We start from the raw sequence: 19,001 nt of genomic DNA, 5'->3' as shown, positions 1-19,001 counted from the left end.
GGGAGCAAAAGAAAGTATAGGGTAGTTACTCAGACGGTTCGACTGATAAATTCAGTTGGTGTCATTTGGTATTGTTCTTTGAAGCAATGACCAAAGTAGGTTACACTCTCAAACCCGACGGTGTAGGCCGTTTCGGTTACTGTTTTACCCGATTGTAACAACTCCCGACCTCGCCGAAGCCGGTACGTCCGAATCAACGCGTTGGGTGACAGTTGAATTTTGCTCTGTAATTTTCGGTAGAGCGTCTTTCGATCCATTGACAGTTGGTCGGCCAGCCACTCCACACCCAGTTGCGGATTATCCAAATGAGACTCCAGCAGGCTGTAAATATGCTCCAGGAAAGGATCATCCGGACCTGTGGTTATCACCTCCGGCTCCATAATGGGTTGTGTTAACTGTAGCCGATAGTAGGCCTGCAACTTCAGCCGACGGGTCATTAAGTTGCCGAGCCGCAGCCGCAACTCGGCCAGGTCGAATGGCTTCACCAAGTAGTCATCGGCTCCTGCCTGAAGGCCCTCCAGCCGATTATCGTGGGAACCTCTGGCCGTTAGCAACACCACGGCGATGTGGTCGGTGGTGGCACTGTTCTTGATGAGGCTGGTGAGTTGAAGCCCACCCATGCGGGGCATCATCACATCCGAAATAACCACGTCGGGCAGGTGTTGCTGGGTCAGTTCCCACCCCTGCTCACCGTTGTGGGCCGTTAGCACCCGGTAGCGGGCCGATAGCTCGTCGGCCATGAACTGGCAGAGGTCAGCATTATCTTCCGCAACCAACACCAACGCCCGGTCATCGTCAACAGCACCGAGGGCCACTTCTTCGGCAAAATCAGGCTTTGTTTTTGGCGTGGGCTGCACGGCTACCGATAGCTGTAGCGGTTCAGTAATTAATGGACTGGTCGGCGAAGCGGCTTCCAGGGGCAACCGTACGGTGAACGTGCTGCCTTCGCCAAGCTGACTTTTCACGCTCACCTGACCACCCAGCAGGTTAGTCAACTCACGCACCAACGCCAGTCCAACGCCAGTGCCCTCAAACGAGCGGGTGGTATTGTCATCGACCTGGTAAAAGCGGTCAAAGATGAAGGGTACTTTGTCGGCGGCAATTCCAATGCCCGTGTCCTGCACGGTGAGTTGAGCCTGGTCGTCTTCCAGAACCAGGCCAACACGCACCCGCCCGCCCGCAGGGGTAAATTTAAGGGCGTTGGCCAGCAGGTTGTACACAATCTTACCCCATTTGTCGGTATCCATCAGACACGGACGGTCATCGCCCGAACTGCTAACCAGCATGTTTATTTGGTCGGCTTCGGCCGCCGAGCTGAACAGATCAACGAGTTGAGCGGTGAGTTGCCCCAATCTGACGGGTTGCAGCGTCAGATGCATACGGCCGTCCTCGATGCGGGCAATGTCCAGGAGTTGATTGACTTGATTGAGCAGGTGGCGGGCATTACGGTCGACCGTTTGCAGAGGTCCCTGCACGTCGTGGGATAAGGTGGGCGATTCGAGCAGTTTGGCAACCGGCGAGATAATCAACGAGAGGGGTGTGCGGAATTCGTGGGTCAGGTTGGTCACGAATCGGGATTTGACCTCGTCCAGTTCCCGAAGTCGGTTGGCCTGTTGACGAAGCTCCTTAGTTCGCTCGTCAACCTGTTGCTCTAAGTGTTCGTTCTGCTCAGCCAGCAGTCGCTGCCGATACTGCTGCTGGGCCAGATTACGGGCCGATAGATCTTCTACTTCCTGCAATTTGAGGCTAAGCTGCCGACTGACCCAGCCATGCTCCAGCGACAGCCGCAAGGAGAGCGCCAGCGGAATGCACAAAAACGAAAGATTAAAGATCAGGTGAAACAGCCACTCGTTACCGAGTATAGGCAGTTTATAGGTTATCACCACCAGATAGTTTAAAACGCTCAAACCCAGGTTGCAGAGAACGCCAATGGTAACAATGCGGGCACCCAGCAACTTACGCTTCGTAGCCAGTACCGAAATTCGCAGCAGTTCGAGGGGTATGTAGTAGGAGAAAAGAACAGATAACCAGTTGTATTCGGCTGGAATTGGCAACAAAGTCATCGCTATGCCACCGATTACCAGCCAGAACGGCCAGCCTTTTCGCAGGTTGAAGACACTGTAAAAGATCAGCACCATCAGTCCGGTAATCCACGGGGAGAGGACCGTGAAGTAGTGAAGCACCATGCGGGCTTCTACAGAATGCATCAGATCATAGGCGGCCCGCAGCACAAACTGAACGAGCATCAGCAGGTACATGACCGCTGCGTAGAGATTGGCGAGTTGTTGGCGGTAGGCAATGAACAGACTCAGGTGCAGAACAAGCAAAATAAAGCAGATTCCGATCTTGAACGTGTCCAAGTACACCGATTCTATATTGAAAATAGGAATGGCCGGTATTTCAGCCGCCGGAAAAAAGTTGAACCGGACCACTGAAGGCTGGCGTCCGAGGTAACTTTTGGCGTAGTCGATACCCGGCTGGTACGCGATCCGCATCGCTACTACGTGCTGCGTGGCGGGCCGGAGCGGCAAACTGAATGCGGCATACGGATTATAGGCCCGTACGCTGTCTGGATCAGTGCTGATTGTGCCGAACCGATAAAGCAGCCGACCATCCAGATACACATCCGAAGCGACCGACTGGAACATGTACGCCAGCACGGGCGGCAAATTCGGGCCGGTCGTTATGTGCAGCCGAAGCCAGCTAATTCCGGCCCGCTGCACCTGCGGCAAGTCTTCAATAGCCTTTGTGGGGTCAATAGATTTCCACCGGCTATCATCCAGGCCGGGTTTGGCCCAGCCTGGGTTATCGCCCGGATGAAACCGCCAGCCCTGATTGACGAGGACGCCCTGAGTCGGTAAATTCGTCAATTGAAAGGCAGTCGCCGGAGGTTGTGCATAACCCACCGTGGTCATCAGCACCAGCAGAAGGCCCTTGATGAAACACCCTGCTTTCATCGAAGGCGAATCACTTTTTCCGTTTGGTTTACCAGTTAACGCGCTGAACTTCTCCAAGTTGATGGGTCGCTTTCAATGCGTAAGATAATCATAAACGGCACATCCGCACCCAAGTCTCTTCGGCTGTTACCTGCGTTCATGGTGGGCAGGCTACCGGAAGGCCTTAGCTGTTCGCCCGCCGTTAGCTCCTTCACCTATCAGCCGTCGACCGTTTGCTCAATAGTACTCCGGTATACCCCAAAATTCACACAGGTTGCCCCAAATTCTGGAGTGGGTTAATCCATAAAATCCGACCCTTGTCTGGGGGTAAGGGGGCAAGTAGTGAAGCAATAGAACGCGCTGGTTTGCGAGAGGCACCTTCTGTGGTAACCTTATTTAATGAATTACTACTCTCGTGCCTGAGGAACTTAACCGATAGATAAATAGTCGAAAACTTGATAAACGCAGGTTATGGTTTAGCCACCGTTTCGTTTACTTTTAACCTACTGATCTCGAGCGATGAATGGGCTTACGTACGTACTGACCATCATTTATTGCTTTGAACAAAATAGTTACTTGCTCTCCCACAAGTAAGCACCCCAGTGGTCTCTTCTCCCAGTGACCCATGGTCCTTTTGCCGGTTTCCATTCATTAGCCCCTGAGTACAGATAGTACTTGTTCAACTGCTTAACCGCATTCGCTATGGCACGGTCTTCCTTGTGGTTTCAATCGTTCACCCGCCAACGTACTCATTTAGTCGACATCATTGATGCGTTGGACAAAGCAGATATTAACCTGCGGGCATTGCACCTGAACGACGTACCCGCCGGTGCGGGTGTCCTGTTCTTAGACAGTTTTTCCCGGTTAGATGAGGTCCAGGAAGCCATTGATACCTGCCTGCCCTACACCGAACATAAACTTATTGCCGTGTCGGTAACGCCCCTACCCACGTCATTCACCTGGATGCTGCTACAGAGCGGGGTGACGGAAGTGTTCTCCTGGTTCGACGTGGCCAGGCCGGTACAAATTATAGCGTCGCGGCTCGACTACTGGATAGTGCTGGAGAAAAGCGTGGCGGGTTTGCAGCAAAGCTTGGTTGGCAAAAGCAAGCTCTGGCTCGACACCCTCCGGCAGATTGTTGATATGGCCCTCTCCGACTGCCCTATCCTGATAATGGGCGAAAGCGGCACGGGTAAGGAGTTGGTCGCTCAGGAGATTCATACCATCGACACCCGCCCCGAGAAGCGGGACTGTATTGTGGTCGATTGCACCAATCTGGTGCCTGGCCTGTCGGGTAGCGAGCTGTTCGGCCACGAAAAAGGGGCCTTTACAAACGCAATCAGCACCCGCGACGGGGCCATTGCCTTAGCCCATCAGGGTACGCTTTTTCTGGATGAGTTGGGCGAATTACCCCTGCCACTGCAGGCTGAGTTTCTGCGGGCTTTGCAGGAGGGAACCTACAAGCGAGTGGGTAGTAACACCTGGCGAAAATCGCAGTTTCGGCTCGTTAGCGCAACGAACCGGGATTTAGCCGAGGAAGTTAAGAAAGGAACCTTTCGGCAGGACTTATTCTACCGAGTGTCCGGCTGGACGTGCCAGCTGCCACCGCTTCGGGAGCGCAAAGAGGATATTCCCGTCTTGGCCGAGCATTTTTTCAGAGAACACCACCGCATTCAGCAGCCCATTGACCGGCAAGTCTTTGACTTTCTGCAACTTCGCGATTATCCGGGTAATGTGCGGGAACTACAGCAGTTGGTCAATCGAATTGCCAATAAGCATCTGGGCGGAGGGCCAATCACCGTCGGCGATATCCCGCAATCGGACTGGCCCGACTTCCGCAAAATGACCACTCCCCCGGTGAACAATGAACTCAAGGTGGCAATCAGCAGCCTGATGTTCAACGGATTGGGTTTGAAAGAAATTAAGGACGTCGTTACCGAGATTGCCAAGAAAGCAGCCATCGACCAGGAAAATGGCAATTTGAAAATGGCCGCTCAGCGGCTGGGGTGCAGCGAACGCATTCTGCAGATGCACCGAAAGGTAGAGCCTATGCTCGTGCTTTCCATAGCTCAAACGGCCTGACAACAGCAGGACTGTTTTAGCTTACTTGCTTGGGTTAGATTCGCACAACTATTCTTTCAAGTCAACTAATCATCCAATTAATTTGCTTCTTCGAAAATCGTCGGTCACTGACGTATCAGCCAGGGGTCGCGCCAGGTTCTGGAGGGACTCACTTCTTTTGACACTGGAATGGGCCGTGCCTTTCCGGGCTGGAGACCACGATTGACCTGACTGATTAGCTTGAGCAGATTTCCGGAAAGAACCTTTTTAACCTCATGAGCGGGCAGTTTCAGCGCGGCTATTTTGGATAATTCAACGCCCGGATGCAGCCAGGGACCGTCCGAGCCAAACAGAAACTTGTCGGCCCCGGCGCGGTCAACGGCCCGCTGGAGCAAATCGAACCGTCGAACTCCGGATGTGTCGGCATAGATGTTGGGGAAACGAACCAAGTAGTCGATCAGGCCTGCCTGCGCCCGCCAGTCGTCGGAAAAGCTGCCTAAGTGAGGAATAATGAAGTTCACGTCCGGGTATTCCTGAGCCAGCAGTTCGACTACCGAAATCTCACCCACGACGTCGTAAAGCACCGGCAACCGGAACTGACGGGCCGTTTCGCAAACTTCCCGGCTGATGCGGGCGTCGTAACGGTGGAGTTTGATGCCACAGAATCCGTAGTCCTGCACCGCCCTTCGGACCATCTCCGGTACGCGCCCCCGGTCGCGGACGGCGTGGACGAAGGCAAAGCCATAGAACCGGTCGGGGTTACCCTGCACGATGCGCGCCACCTGCCGGTTGGCCAGCGCGTAGTCGGAGTGAAAAGCTGCGAACAGCACCGTTTTTTGAATACCGGCGTCGGTAGCCCAGCCGAGGTACGGCTTCAACGGAGCGTCGGTATCCCAGGGGCCGGTTAGCCCGTCGCCCTTTCCGGCGTGGCAGTGGCAGTCGATGATGAGCATACACAAAGAAGGTTAAGCGGTTGCCCGACCAAGTTCACGCATAAACGCTACACTGGTCTGGATGCCGCGCTGAAACGTGGGGAGATGAAGAAATTCGTCGGGGCCGTGTTTACCGTCATCCGGAAGTCCAAATCCCATCAGTACAGTGGGTATATTCAGGAGCCTCTCGAATAGACTGACCACCGGAATAGTACCGCCCGAACGTTGCAAAACCGCCGACTTGCCGAAGCCTTCCCGGTAGGCTCGTTTGGCCGCATTCAGCACCGGATGGCCAGGCGGTACGGTATAAGGCATGGCGTGGAGTTGAGCCGTAACATTCGTTTTTACCTGCGGTGGTGTTAGCGCTCGGATATACCGCTTCAGGAGAGCTTCTATTTGGTACGGATTCTGGTTCGGCACTAACCGAAAATTCAGTTTAGCATTGGCCGTCGGTGGAATAACCGATTTTACTCCTTCGCCCTGATACCCACCCATAAGCCCGTTGATGCTGAGCGACGGACGAATGGTAGTTCGTTCGTACAAACTGTACCCCATTTCGCCCCAGCCCATCCGAATTTTCGCTTCCTGCATCAGTTGGGCATTCGACGTAGCCCGTTGACGCAGATACTGCCGCTCCCGCGGGGAAACTGCCTTTACCGCGTCGTAAAACCCCGGAATGGTGATGCGCCCCGAATGGTCGTGCAGGTTGGCGACCAGTTCGCACAGGGCCTGTAAGGGATTGTAAACCGCCCCCCCAAAATTACCCGAATGCAGTTCGGCCTTTGGCCCCTTCACCTCGATCTCGACGCTCAAACTGCCCCGCAACGCATATGTAAGCGACGGCTGCTCTGCCGAAATCATATTTGTGTCGGACAATACGGCCCAATCGGCGCGGAGTAACTGCCGGTGTGCATTAATAAATTTGGCCAGGTTGGGGCTACCAATTTCTTCTTCGCCTTCGAGCAGAACCTTAACATTAATGGGCAGCTTTTTATGCGTGTCAAGAATCTGTTCAATGGCTTTGAGGTGAGCAAAAAACTGCCCCTTGTCGTCTGAGGCCCCCCGGCCATAGAGTTTGTTTCCTTTAATGACGCCTTCAAACGGCGGAACCGTCCAGGCGTTCAGCGGCTCAACCGGCTGCACGTCATAATGGCCATAGATGAGCAGCGTTGGCAAGCGCGGATTTTCGACTCGTTCAGCATAAACGACGGGATGAAGCTGGGTCGGGAAAAGGGTCACGTTACGCAGCCCAATCCTTTTCAGATGCTCCGCCAGCCATGTTGCACAGTCCTTCACCGCCCCGGCATACCGCTTGTCGGTGCTGATGCTGGGAAAGGCAATGAGTTGCCGGAGTTGCCGGACGAACCGCTCTTCACTATGTAGATGCTCTGTTTTTTCTCGTTTTTCTGATACGTAAATCATTCTCAAAGCATCTACAATTTACGCGCAAACAACTCTGTAAATGCATAATCGTCGGTCGCTAAAACCCTCCGTACAGAAACTTGTCTTTTTAGGTGTCCATTTCTCTTCGGTCAGGATGTTTGTTTGACTTTGCTCGCACAATCATCAAATTACCCTCGGCTCTCAGTGTGTTCTCAAGCGTTCTCAAGCCTACGTTATTCTGACGCGCCTGCATTAGCAAGTCTTGACGGGCGGACAAATTATTTGCTATTCTTCCTAATTCGGCTCCTACCCTTGAATCAATCAACGAACGGACGTTACTTCCTGACCTCCCCTTCTTCGAAGTACTCGAGATTAACCCATTTCTAAGTGTCCGAACAAGTGCTTTTACAATTGCTGTTGCTGCTCGGTTTCATCTTCCTGATCTACTTCCGTAGCGAACGTCTCTGCCATGATTTCGTCCAGTACCCGACCACCAACTTCCTGTTGCGTTTTTCCCGCTTGTTTTCTCCGGGCCGCAGCGTCTTCTTCAAGTTTCCGTCTGCGCTCCTGCTCCGCTTTACTGTGCTGAACCCAGGCTTTCGTGGTGTCGATGATGGGCTTGGCAACCGAGTCGTGGGGGGATGCGAAGGTGAGCACACCCGCCAGCAATGGCGCGGCTAAACGCTTATACCACTCGTCTTCAGACTCCTGCGCGTTACCGTTCAATATCTGGTCAAGCTCGGTCTGGATGAAAGGATTATTTTTTTCAAAGCCCCAGCCATGCCCTTTCGACCCGATCTCATCACTCGTGGCTGGTTCTGTATCTGCCGTTGGTTCTCCCGGTGTTTCTACGATGGGTTCCTCTACGGCAGACGCCGTATGAGCGCAGTTGCAGGCCAGTGCGGGTTCTGGATCGGGAACGCTATACGGAAACAGATCAGGCTGATAGCCGGTAATAAGTGGTCGCCGGAGAATATGCACAACCGAACGGCCTCTGCGTGAAGGAGTGGGCGTCCCTGGCATTCTCCTCCGGCTCCGCTGGGCGGTTCGTGATCGTCCCGCTGGTTGAGGCCGACGGCGACGCGAAAGTTCCTGGTCATTTTCCGGGTCAACCTCCCGACTGATCGTCCTGATTGTCTGTTGCTGAAAAACACCCGCATTCGATTGACGGGTACCCAGCCGCAGTTTCCCGACCAAGTTGTATCGGTATAAAAAACTGGTCAGGATGCGCTGACAATTGGCACACGGTTCCTGGTCAGCCAACAGCAGAATGGTTTTGACCAGCACCGGAAAGCCGGGATTAGCTGCCGACTGGCGCGTGAACCAGCGGATAAACTGCCGTTCTGGTTTTTGGCTACAGGTGGTGCAGGCGGCCGATGGAGTCGCCCGAAGCGGTACCCGAATCGAGCGGCCATCTTTGGTATACACCTTTGCCAGCGTACCCGTTTTCCGTCGGACTGGGGGTGAGTTAGGAATCAGCGAAAGGTTCATGAGCAATGAGGTTGGATGATTGGGGATGGAGAACGGAGTCGTTTTCGGCTATGATGGTATTGATCTGACGGCAGGTGTGCACAATAGCGGCTGTCGGGTGGTCGGCCCGGATGCAGAAGGCAACCTCCGGCACGGTTGGTTGCCAGTCGTTAGCGAGCAGCAGCGGTTGAACACCCGCCTGCCTTAGTTGATGATAAAGCGAAAAAACTGCCTTTGCATTCGATAATGCCAGTTTCTGCACCGGAAATAAACCGCCTGTAGTTGCAACCGACTGAAGTGTCTGCTTAAACAGCGCGACATTCTCGTAGAGCTGCTGCCGCAACGCGTCGCCCTTTGAGCGGTCATTTTGCAGCGCCTGCCAGGCCACCCAGGCGTGGAGGTTCGAGACTGGACTGGTATGTACCCGTACGTCACTGCGTTGCCGGTAGCGGCTAATCTGTTGGGTGCTGCCTGCTACTACCGCCACCGGGATGCCCAGCCCCTTGGCGAGCGAGGTTATCGTCAGGATTTTTGGACTTTGCAGGCCCAAATACGGCAAAGAGCCGCCCCCGCCGGTTCCATAAGGCAACCGGACGGTTGGGCGCTGCCCCAGTATGCCAAATGCCTGAGTATCATCTACAAGCAGAACGCTCCCCTTGCAGGACTTGAGCAAGGCCAGATACAGCCCCAGCGGAGCCGGTTTGCCCTGCGCTACGTTCCAGCCATCGGTAACAATCCAGGGAATTCGATGCTGCTGACGATACGAATGAATCAACCGGGTTAACCGCTCTGCATCGTCCGCCGGAAACGACGCCACCGGGACGCCCCGCAGCGCGGCCCGCAGTACGCCCCAGCGCCCGACCGGGTACATCGCTTCATCCATCAACACCGCGTTTGAGCGGCCCAGCGAGGCAACAATGTCCCAAAACACGTGCAGCGTTGAGGGGGCCAGCAATCCGCTTTCGAGTCCCTGTTTCCGGGCTACTTCCTGCGCCACCACCTGGTGTAAACGAGGCTCATACAGCGCAGCCGGTTTCCCCGTCGTAACGGACAGATGGTGCGGAAAAGAAACCGCGAAAGGTTGCTGGCCCAGATACAACGCCGACGTGAAATCAACCATTGTACTCCTTACGAATAAGCTGGGCGTTCGGGGGAAGTTGCGCGTTTATCGACGGCCCACTTACCTGTTTAGGGCGCATTTGTCCATTCTGTCGCATGGCCACCTGCCGTTCAATCAACTGCGCAGGTTGCTGATACCGGTCCTCATTGGCGGGCAGCGAAATGCGGGTGTCCACAATGTCGGAAGCCAGATCAACGCCGGTTACGGCCTTGTAGGCGTGGATATACCGCTGAATTTCGGCCCGCCAGTAGTGCGCCCAGTTGGCGGCATTCTGCCCACCCAGCGTTGGGTCGTTCCAGCTTCCGTAGCGGATCGACAGCAGCAACTGCTCGCCAAAAACGCCCAGATCGCGGAAGTGAGTAATGTTGGTCGGGTTCCAGCCCTGTAGCTGCTTCATGTTGTCGACCCGGTCCATCCACGGCTCGGTGTAGGGCACCATGATGCGCCCACCGAGGAACTCGCGCACCTCGGGCCGGGCCAGCAGCCACTGCTGCGATAGCATTTCCACGCGGGCCGTCCAGGGCAGATCGCCATACTGGTTGTGTGCGCCTTCGGCCAGCATCAGGTGAACTTCGCGCAGGTGATTCAGAATCGGGAAACCGTCGGGAATGACCGTTGTGAAGTTAGCCTGCTGGTAGAACTCAACGGTGGCCCGGAGCAGTTCGTGAAAGCCGCGCAGGAAGTTGGTGCGGTGTTCGGCCACAGGAATGTTCTGCACGGCCTTGCCAATCAGTGAGATGCCGTATTCATACTGGTATTCCAGATTGCGCCGGTTGATAGTCAGCCGGTTGCGCTCGTCTTCGATGTAGCCCCACAGCAGGTTACTCAGCGGACGCAACGGGTCGATGGCCAGATTGGCCAGTGGGTCGCGGTCAACGCCCCGCCGAACGTTCTGGAAACGCAGGCTGAGGGCATTCAGCGTTTGTACTAACCCGCCTTCTTCGTGCCAGTAGGACCAAATCAGTTCCAGCAGGGGCGGATTCAGCAGTTTCGATTGAAGAATTCCGTAACAGGCGTCGTAGGCTGCGCCGGGCAGTTCGGTGATGTTTTTAAGGGGCAACTCAGACAATTTCTGCCGTATGATCTTGAAATACGGCAAGGCTCTACCGCCTTCACCTTCCAGTTCATCGAGGTACTCATCCCGCAATTTAATGATATTGACGCTCGATAAGTTGGGTCGGGCCGAACGTCGTGATTCATCGCGCATGGAAGTACCCAATGATGTTCTTGGTAGTTGATTAGGCTTGGGTCGCGCGTTGACGTTACTGACGTTGTTATTCGTTCTTATGTCCGTATCCGGCTGTATGTCTAACAGATCAAGCAGTTTATCTGAAGGCACTAAGCCTGCTTCCTGCATCAGATAAAACTCGGTGGCGAACTTGAGCATATTGTAGGAGGCCGTCCGGTTGAACCCCATAATCCGCTGCTGTCCGTAGTTTCGGGCTTCGGCCTCGGCTTCACCAATTTCCTGCGAGCACATGACCTTGTCGATAAACCCCCGGTACCGGTTGAAGTCAATGGTACGGTTACGGATCAACATCCACAGAAGCTGGTCAGGGGTGTCTTCTCGTTTGGCCTCCCGCAACGACACGTTGAGCACTTCGGCGCTGTCCTCCATGACCTTTAACTTTACCGTTGGAAAGTCAATGCTTATGTCCCCCCGGCTGGCCCAGTTCGCTACGCCCTGATCAGCAATAAATGCATTAACGATGTAGGTGCCAGCCAGGTCCCATTCCCGAATTGAGAACGAAAGATTTATGGGTAGCTTCTCGTCCAGGGGCAGGGTAATCACTTCAGCGATCGTTCCCGGAATGATTCGCCGGAATAGTCGGGTTACTAACGTCAACGCGGAGCCATCTAATTTGGTCAACTTTAACGTTGGCGGAGTTGGGGGGTTATTGGTCGGAACGCCCGGCGTGTAGGTGTATTCGAGCAGGGCCGTTTTATCATCCGACAAGTTATCAATAACAAGATACAGGCTTCCCGGATTGCCATTTTTATCCTTAAAAACAGCACCTGGCTTATCACTATTTGTTTCTTTGCTCACGTCCAGAGTCAACGTCGAGCTATCCCCGATGTAAACCTGTTGTTCGTCAATGCTTAAATCGCGTTTCATAATACTTAGTTACCGTTTAACGTTCGTGTCAGTTGTCCATTCAATGCGGGCTGTTTGGCCGGTTTGGCCGCTGCTCCGTAGCGTTTCGCCCGTTCCAAGGCCCAGCGGGTCAGAATCCGGATCAGTAACCGCGATTCTTCCTCTGCCGTGATGACCGCATCCGCTTTGGCCTGGCCAATCACGGCGAAGACCAGCGAAGGGGCGCTCTTTTCCATCAGACCCGGTTGCTGCTGCCACTGGGTATAAAGCTGCTGTAAACGCACCGGCTGCCGCTCCGCTACGGAGAAAATATCTCCCAATCTTTTCCCGTGCAGCGAAGCGGGCCGGTGGTTAATCAGCAGGTTTGCAAACTGTGGCAGCACCTTTTTCAGGGCCTGAATAATCTGTTGCTTGGCGGGCGGCTCCCCCTGCGTTGGGTAAAGGGATTCCCACTGTTTCGCTAGTGCATTCCACTGCGGATGCGGATAAAGCGCTTTCCCCAGCGCGATGCTGACCTGCACCCGAATCCACGGAAACGGGTGTGGGGCGTCGGTGGCAATGCGAAAGACAAAGTAGCTCGGCAAACTCACCACGCTCATCAGGCCATAGGTCGCGCCAACGCCAATGTGCGCCATGGCCCAGAAGTCGGACAGGATTTCGTTCAGCCAGCGCTGGTATAGTTGCCAGGGCATAACGTCTCCACCTTTGGCAATAATCTGGTTGATTTCGTCCTTGATCGACTGCGTCAGGCCGAGCAACTCCGACCCCTGATGGCCAACTTCGTGGATAAGCGACGACGCAATGCCGCTGCCAATCATGCGCTCGCGGGGAATCTGAATCACGCCCACCGGGTTTTCGTCGCCACCGGGCAGGCGGGTTCGCGCCCGCCGGATGGCCGCCCCGTGCCCCCGTTCCAAAAAGCAGATCAGGGGCGGGGGATCGTAGTAGTTGCCCGCCAGAGTCAGGGCATCTTGAGCCAGCACATCTAAGCCCGCCATCCAGGTGCCGGTGCCGTGTTCGCCCCGTTGTAGAAGCACGTCGGAGAAAATGTCCAACTGATCGAGCAGATTATTGTACCGTAGCTTCAGCAGCGCGTACCGGGCTTGTCCTTTGTCGGAGGGGATGTCCGGGTTTTTCACCCACCGGATAAACTCGCGAAGCCGAAACCGCAGGTCAAAAGCAATTTTGGCCAGGTGGTCGTTGATGGCCCCCTGCGCCGGAGCCGATACGGCGGCAGCCAGCACCATGGGGGTGTTCAGCGAGAACGACTGCACCGTTTGCAAGCGATTGAGTAACGACTGCGTTTCGTTGACCAGAAACTGGGTGTCGGCTGCATTTTTCATGGTATTACAGTTGAATCACCAACGTATTACCGCGCCGTACCCAACTGCCCTGCGTGGCCCGCTTGCGCCGGGCACCGCCCTGCCCCCCCGCTGTTGGCTGCAACAGGCCGGGTGCGTGTTGCTGAGCGGCATCGGTCAGTGCCTTTTTCAGAACGGCCTGCGGGTTAGCCGCACCCTGCTGCTGCAAACTGGCCGCGTTGTTAACGGCTGCGTTGGCGAACCGGACGTAGGCACGGGCCATTTCATACTCCTGATCTTCGGGGCTGAGCCCTTCCAGTTCCAGTTCGAAGAGGTTGCTGGCCATACCGCCCAGTTTACCCCCAATGGCTCCACCGATGGGACCGCCGACGAATGTGCCGAGAGCACGGCCCGCAATTGGCAGCGCTGTTTTTGCTACGCCTTTGAGCGCGCCAATCAGGCCTTTACCGATGGACGAACGGGCAAACCCACTGACCGCCCGCCCGGCCCGCTTCACCAGACTGCCAAGGAACATGTTGAGTTCTTCCTCGTTGGAAACGCTGAGCAGCTCGTGCGCAAACTCCAGTTCCTGAGTTTCGTCGAGTTCGCCATACAGTTCGTAGTTCTCGCCATTGGTTTGGCCCATGAACTCCTGATTGAATTCGTAGGAGCCGTTCTCGTAGCCGAGACCCTGCTCAAACTCCAGTTCAAATTCGTTATTGTACATGATTGTAGGTATTTAAGATGATAAGGAAGTGATTGATACGTGATTGGTCGGGACTATTCAGGCTCCGTAGACAAGAAGGGTGTTGCCGCGCCGAACCCAGGTTCCGCCCCCGGCTTTGCCCGTTTTGCCGCCCGAGGCCGGGCGCGGGGCGTTGGCTAACAGGCCCGGCGCATATTGTTTGGCCGAGGCTGTAATTGCCTGCTTGCCTACTTGGCCTAAGCTTATGGTTGGGTTCTGCCGCACCGCCTGACTGGCCTGCCGGGTGAGGTCGCTGGCGAAGCGAACAAACGAACGGGCGATTTCCAGTTCCTGATCTTCGGGTTGAAGGGCTTCAAACTCCAGGTTGAAGATTCGCTGCGCGTTGGATGCGATGGCGTTGCCCGCTTTGGTGCCCGCCCAGTTACCCGCTTTGCTACCCGCCCAGTCGCCGGCTTTCTGGCCGAGCCAGCCGCCTGCTTTACTGCCCAGCGGGCCTAACCGTCCGCCTAATGCTGCCCCGGCGCGTTGTCCCAGCGCGCCCCCGGCCTGCCCGCCATATTGGGTAGCCAGCTGAGGCAGCGTTTGCTTGCCAAAATTGACTAAATACTGACCTACGCCTTTGCCCGTCGGCGAATTGATAAAGCTTGTAGCAGCACTCTTGGCAGCTCCCAGCGCCTTGCTCATCAGCCCACCCAGAAATTGGTTTAATTCATATTCGTTGCTGACCTCCAGCAGTTGGTACGCTAATTCCAGTTCCGGGTCCTGTTCGAGTTCAAAGGTCTCATCGTTTTCATAATTGGCCTCCTGACCAAACGACTGCTCAAAGGCTTGGCTAAATTCGCCATTTGCACTGAACTCAAACCCGTTCTCATACGCTCCGTTCATGCCGGAGCCTGTTTCCAGTTCCTGTAGCGTGCGATCAATGTGATGCATGATTGACAAAAATTAAAGGATGAATACTAATTCTCCGTCTATTTGCCAATCACCGTGCCAGTCTGAAAAAGCTTGTTTTTAGCGTTTTCAGGGGGGTAGGTGCCGAAACGGATTTCGCTAAATGAGTCATTGACCTGATTTTAGCGAAATCCGTTTCGTGCTTAAATCATAGTTTTACAAGTATTATGAATAAAATTGGATGTACCGTTAAGAGAAAAGTCAATGCACAAAAAAGCCGCACTCAGTTCTAACTGGCGCGGCTTTTAAACAGCGGGATATATACTTATGCCCTACTTTGCAGTTTCAATTAACAGGAAACTCATCCACGCCCGCAGGACCCGCGAAAATTGTCCGGTTTCGTCAGGTTTACAATTTACGCACCACCTCGAAAAATCGCTCGCATCCACCGGGATGCCGATGTAGGGCGTCCGCTTGAAGAGCCGGTAGAACTACTTGTAGAGGAAGTAAACCTGCGAAAACATCCCGCGTCTATAACCGTACACATTCCAGTATGCGGTGGCCTTCGATTGGAACCGGAATAACCTTCAATACTTTGATGCGCTTGTTGGCAATGAAATACTCGGCCTGATACCGGCTGGACTCGTCAACGATGTAGAAACGCGGAAATCGCTCTTTCGTGAACTCCGTCGACCACACGATTTCCCGAATGTCATACCTCTCGCGCATGGGTACCGACAGGTTATAATCCGTTGATGAGTTCTTCAGATTCCCTTTGGTCAATACCGTTTTGCGGTGCATCAGGTAATGGGCATTGGCCAGCTTGTGGTGCCAGATGGGCAGAAAGTAATCGGACGATTCAAAAAAAATGGGGTAGTTTGCTTCATTCCGGGGCAGGTAGTCGAGAATGCCACTCGGAAAATGCACAATCTTCCGGTTCTGATAGAAAACGAAGCCCATCACCAGAACAACATACAGCGGCACGAAACGAACCAACTGGGCTGGAAACCTGACGGCTGGCGCTACGTGATAAAAGGCGTACACCAACTGAAATAACAGCAGCAGGTGACTGGGCCACTGATAACGGGGTAAAAATACCGACAGGTAGGCGTACGATACCACGACGGTGCCACCGGCGGTCAACACGGCGATACAGCCCGCCAGCAGGTAGAAACTAAACGCATCGTCATTAACGACCGACTGAAACCCCCGCTTCACCCGTGGAATGGCGATGTATAAAAACAGGCCCAGCACGAGCGCAACGCGCAGTATGGGTAGGAAGGCCATTATTGGTCGCTGCTCCAGACGGGACGATAGCGTCGGTATCAGTTCGCCAACCATTTGGAAGAATGAAAAAACTGTCGGCTCTGGAATCCACGAATAAGGTTTACCCACCAGCGCCTGAATCTGAAAGTTGGCATACCATAAGACTATCCACACGCCGAAAATAAGCAGGTGCGAAGCCGCCACCCACCAATAGGCATGCCACCGGGACCAGAGGTACAGCCCCGCGAAAAAACAGAGTGAGGCCGCCACGTAGAAAGACCCGAAGTTGTGCGTCATCACCAAGACTGATCCCGCCAGAAAGTGTAGGCCCAGAAAACGCAGGTTACTGGGATTTTTGACGAGTTGATGGGCCGTAATAAAATACAGGCAGCTCATCAGCAGGTACAACCCGTATGGCCTGATCTGATCTGAAAGTATGAAATTCAGGTACGTCAGGCTGATAACCGCTGTAAACAGGATAAAATTGATGAGGGGCGTACCAATCAAACGCGTTGTATACCGATAAAATACAGCAACGGTCGCAGCGAACAACGCAATAGATATTGACCGCAGAAAATACTCGTTCAGGCTGATGCCCTGGGCGAGTGTCCAGACAAAATTGAAATACACGGGTGGGTTAGAATCCAAACCACTCACGATCACCTCATTCATGTGCGCCCGCGACGGATCGGACAGTAGTATATAACTCAATACTTCGTCCATCCAAAGCCACCGTTCTTTAAAGAACAGTGATCCCGTTAAGCTAATCAGCAGCAGCAGCCCAATCACCACGCTTAGCAACGTAGCCTGGCGGTTTGCCCGGTTCCTTATGCTACCCGCTGAACCCCGGAGGGTTGTCTGATTGTCTACCATTATTCTTAAGCTCCGGAAATTAGTTACCTGACGATCTTAAGCTTCTTCAGTACAGGTTACGTATGCTGGTGGTTCGGCGTTCCGACGGCCTCGTCCGGGATACAACCACCAGCATACGTAACCTGCAGTGAAGCCCCCCTGAAAGAATCTTCGATGGTCATTGATATACAAGCAGTCCCATTCACAGCCCCTGAGCAAACTCCAGCCGTGAGCCAGCGGCTCCGTTTACTACCGGTCGTAGTCTACGTTTTGCGGATTGAAGTTTGTCCAGCCCGTCGTCCAGTCTTCCGTTCCAAACGCACCCCGGAACGTCACGGGCGTAAAAAATGAGTTGGTCAGTTTGCCGCCCGTGACCGCTCCCGTCAGCAGGGGCGAACCCGCCTGGGGCAAAAAGCTGGGGGCATTGGCCGTATTGAAGTTATTCAGGAGTAACGATGCCAGCTCCGACGCGGGAATGATTCGGTTGGCCCGCTCGGCCGCCGTGAAATACGCGGTTGCCTGATCGTTGGTAATCACGCCCCCACCCGTCACGGGCGTCAGCACGTTGGCCAGCACGATACCTTTCAAATCAATCGTGCCACTTGTCAGGCTGGACGCTGCTTCGGCCGCTTCCAGCCGTACGCCCTCGGGATACCCATAATAGAGCGAGTTATAAATCGAGATGGGTGCGTTCCGGCGCAGGTACAGGCCCGCCTGATAAGCGCCGGTTCCGTTGGCGCTGTTGGTAGTGGTTGGCGTAGTGCCAAAGGCGAAACTGCTGATGTTGGCAAAGACGGGCGCAGTCTGCTGGAGACCATTTGCCAGCACAACAGCGGGCGCGTCAGCGTTCACCGATGGCTCAAAGTTTTCCAGTTCAACGGCGTTCGACCCGGATAAGTCAGCTACCTGCGGGTTACGAACAGCCACGCCAAACTGCGCGTTGCCCACGTAACCCCAATCCGCGCTCCAGTCATCGTCGAAGCTGTAGTAAGCAACCAGATTTTTCAGGTTTGCGGTGCCACCAAACCACGTAAAGGCGTCGCTGCCGCTGTAGGAAACCTGAACGTGGTCGATGCGGGTGGTGTTGCCAACGCCGTACATGGATAGCCCGCCAAGTCGGTTGCCAGACCCACTCGGCTGGGCGGCACCGGCGTATTCAATGCGCACGTACTGGAGCGTGCCAGAGTTGTCGTTGAACTCCGCATACCGCTCAACCGTACCGCGAACACCACCCGGATTGGGCGTTGTGCCGAGTTTGTTCATGGGCGCTTTACCCACCAGCACCAGCCCGCCCCAGTCGCCATAAGCTCGCTGACCCACCGGCCTGGCCGACGTGAACACAATAGGTTGAGCAGGTGTCCCCTGCGCAATAATCTTGCCGCGCCGTTCGACAATGAGCGTACCCGCCATATTCTTTTTTTCGGGGTCCTGCTCGGGTCCGGCACCTTTAATGACCGTTCCCGGCTCAATGGTCAGCGTATAATCGGCGGCTACGTAGACCATTCCCCGTAACAGATAAACCTTGTCCCTGGTCCAGGTTTGATTGGCGAAGATTGTCCCGGCAACTTCTACCACAGGTTTAAGCGACGCTACCGGGGCAACGAACACCGTAAACACCGACTGACTCTGCGCCGTTTGCCCCCCGGCCGTTACGGCAACGGGTCCGTTGGCAGCCCCGGCGGGAACGACAACCACAAGGCGCGTGGCCGAAGCCGACACCACCGTTGCCGTAACGCCCCCAATGGTGATCGTGTTGCTGGCCGGGTCGGTGCTGAAGTTGGTGCCCGTGATGGCAATTGTGCTGCCAACCGGAGCCGTCGCCGGGTCGATGCTGGTAATGCTGGTGACGGGTTGCGGCTGCGGAGCCGGGTCCGGCGTGTCAACGCTCTTCTTGCAGCTTGTGATGGCTGCCGACAGGCCCAGCACCAGGAGCAGCATGGGCAACAGTTGTTTGAATCGGTTCATGGTCTATTCATTGTTAGATGGTG

Annotated in this window: 12 protein-coding genes; 1 reads left to right on the top strand and 11 read right to left on the bottom strand. The window is 54.8% G+C overall.

Features of this window, described 5'->3' with window-relative positions:
- Positions 1-29: 29 nt before the first annotated feature.
- Positions 30-2,957 carry an ATP-binding protein gene (locus tag ACYVHB_RS10525; RefSeq protein ID WP_461051681.1) on the bottom strand — a complete coding sequence of 976 codons (2,928 nt, stop codon included), beginning with the start codon at positions 2,955-2,957 and terminating at the stop codon, positions 30-32.
- 681 nt (positions 2,958-3,638) lie between these two features.
- Between ACYVHB_RS10525 and ACYVHB_RS10520 the strand changes: the two genes are divergently transcribed.
- Positions 3,639-5,018, top strand: a complete 1,380-nt coding sequence (locus tag ACYVHB_RS10520) for a sigma 54-interacting transcriptional regulator (protein WP_461051680.1) — start codon at positions 3,639-3,641, stop codon at positions 5,016-5,018.
- Between the two features lie 104 nt (positions 5,019-5,122).
- On the opposite strand, the gene ACYVHB_RS10515 is transcribed toward ACYVHB_RS10520, so the two are convergent.
- The 10 genes from ACYVHB_RS10515 to ACYVHB_RS10470 all read right to left on the bottom strand — a co-directional run bounded on the left by ACYVHB_RS10515 (position 5,123) and on the right by ACYVHB_RS10470 (position 18,978).
- Positions 5,123-5,950 (bottom strand): amidohydrolase family protein, encoded by an 828-nt coding sequence (locus ACYVHB_RS10515; protein ID WP_461051679.1) that lies wholly within the window; start codon positions 5,948-5,950, stop codon positions 5,123-5,125.
- A 12-nt stretch (positions 5,951-5,962) separates the two neighbouring features.
- Positions 5,963-7,351, bottom strand: a complete 1,389-nt coding sequence (locus tag ACYVHB_RS10510) for a dipeptidase (protein WP_461051678.1) — start codon at positions 7,349-7,351, stop codon at positions 5,963-5,965.
- A 366-nt stretch (positions 7,352-7,717) separates the two neighbouring features.
- Positions 7,718-8,803 carry a hypothetical protein gene (locus ACYVHB_RS10505; protein WP_461051677.1) on the bottom strand — a complete coding sequence of 362 codons (1,086 nt, stop codon included), beginning with the start codon at positions 8,801-8,803 and terminating at the stop codon, positions 7,718-7,720.
- A complete protein-coding gene (locus ACYVHB_RS10500) occupies positions 8,781-9,902 on the bottom strand; it encodes a PLP-dependent aminotransferase family protein (RefSeq protein ID WP_461051676.1) in 1,122 nt (373 codons plus the stop codon). Before ACYVHB_RS10500 ends, ACYVHB_RS10505 begins: the two co-directional genes overlap by 23 nt.
- Positions 9,895-12,018 carry a hypothetical protein gene (locus tag ACYVHB_RS10495; protein ID WP_461051675.1) on the bottom strand — a complete coding sequence of 708 codons (2,124 nt, stop codon included), beginning with the start codon at positions 12,016-12,018 and terminating at the stop codon, positions 9,895-9,897. Before ACYVHB_RS10495 ends, ACYVHB_RS10500 begins: the two co-directional genes overlap by 8 nt.
- 5 nt (positions 12,019-12,023) lie before the next feature.
- Positions 12,024-13,340, bottom strand: a complete 1,317-nt coding sequence (locus tag ACYVHB_RS10490; RefSeq protein ID WP_461051674.1) for a hypothetical protein — start codon at positions 13,338-13,340, stop codon at positions 12,024-12,026.
- Between the two features lie 4 nt (positions 13,341-13,344).
- On the bottom strand, positions 13,345-14,025 hold the full coding sequence (locus ACYVHB_RS10485; protein WP_461051673.1) for a hypothetical protein: 681 nt from the start codon (positions 14,023-14,025) through the stop codon (positions 13,345-13,347).
- Positions 14,026-14,082: 57 nt separating this feature from the next.
- Complete coding sequence (locus tag ACYVHB_RS10480; protein WP_461051672.1) at positions 14,083-14,937, bottom strand: hypothetical protein; 855 nt, start codon at positions 14,935-14,937, stop codon at positions 14,083-14,085.
- Positions 14,938-15,426: 489 nt separating this feature from the next.
- Positions 15,427-17,034, bottom strand: coding sequence for a hypothetical protein (locus tag ACYVHB_RS10475; protein WP_461051671.1), 1,608 nt, complete (start codon positions 17,032-17,034; stop codon positions 15,427-15,429).
- A 228-nt stretch (positions 17,035-17,262) separates the two neighbouring features.
- On the bottom strand, positions 17,263-18,978 hold the full coding sequence (locus ACYVHB_RS10470; protein WP_461051670.1) for an IPT/TIG domain-containing protein: 1,716 nt from the start codon (positions 18,976-18,978) through the stop codon (positions 17,263-17,265).
- Positions 18,979-19,001: the final 23 nt, after the last annotated feature.

The organism is Spirosoma arcticum, assembly GCF_054779955.1.
This window is presented reverse-complemented; position numbering and strand designations above follow the sequence as displayed.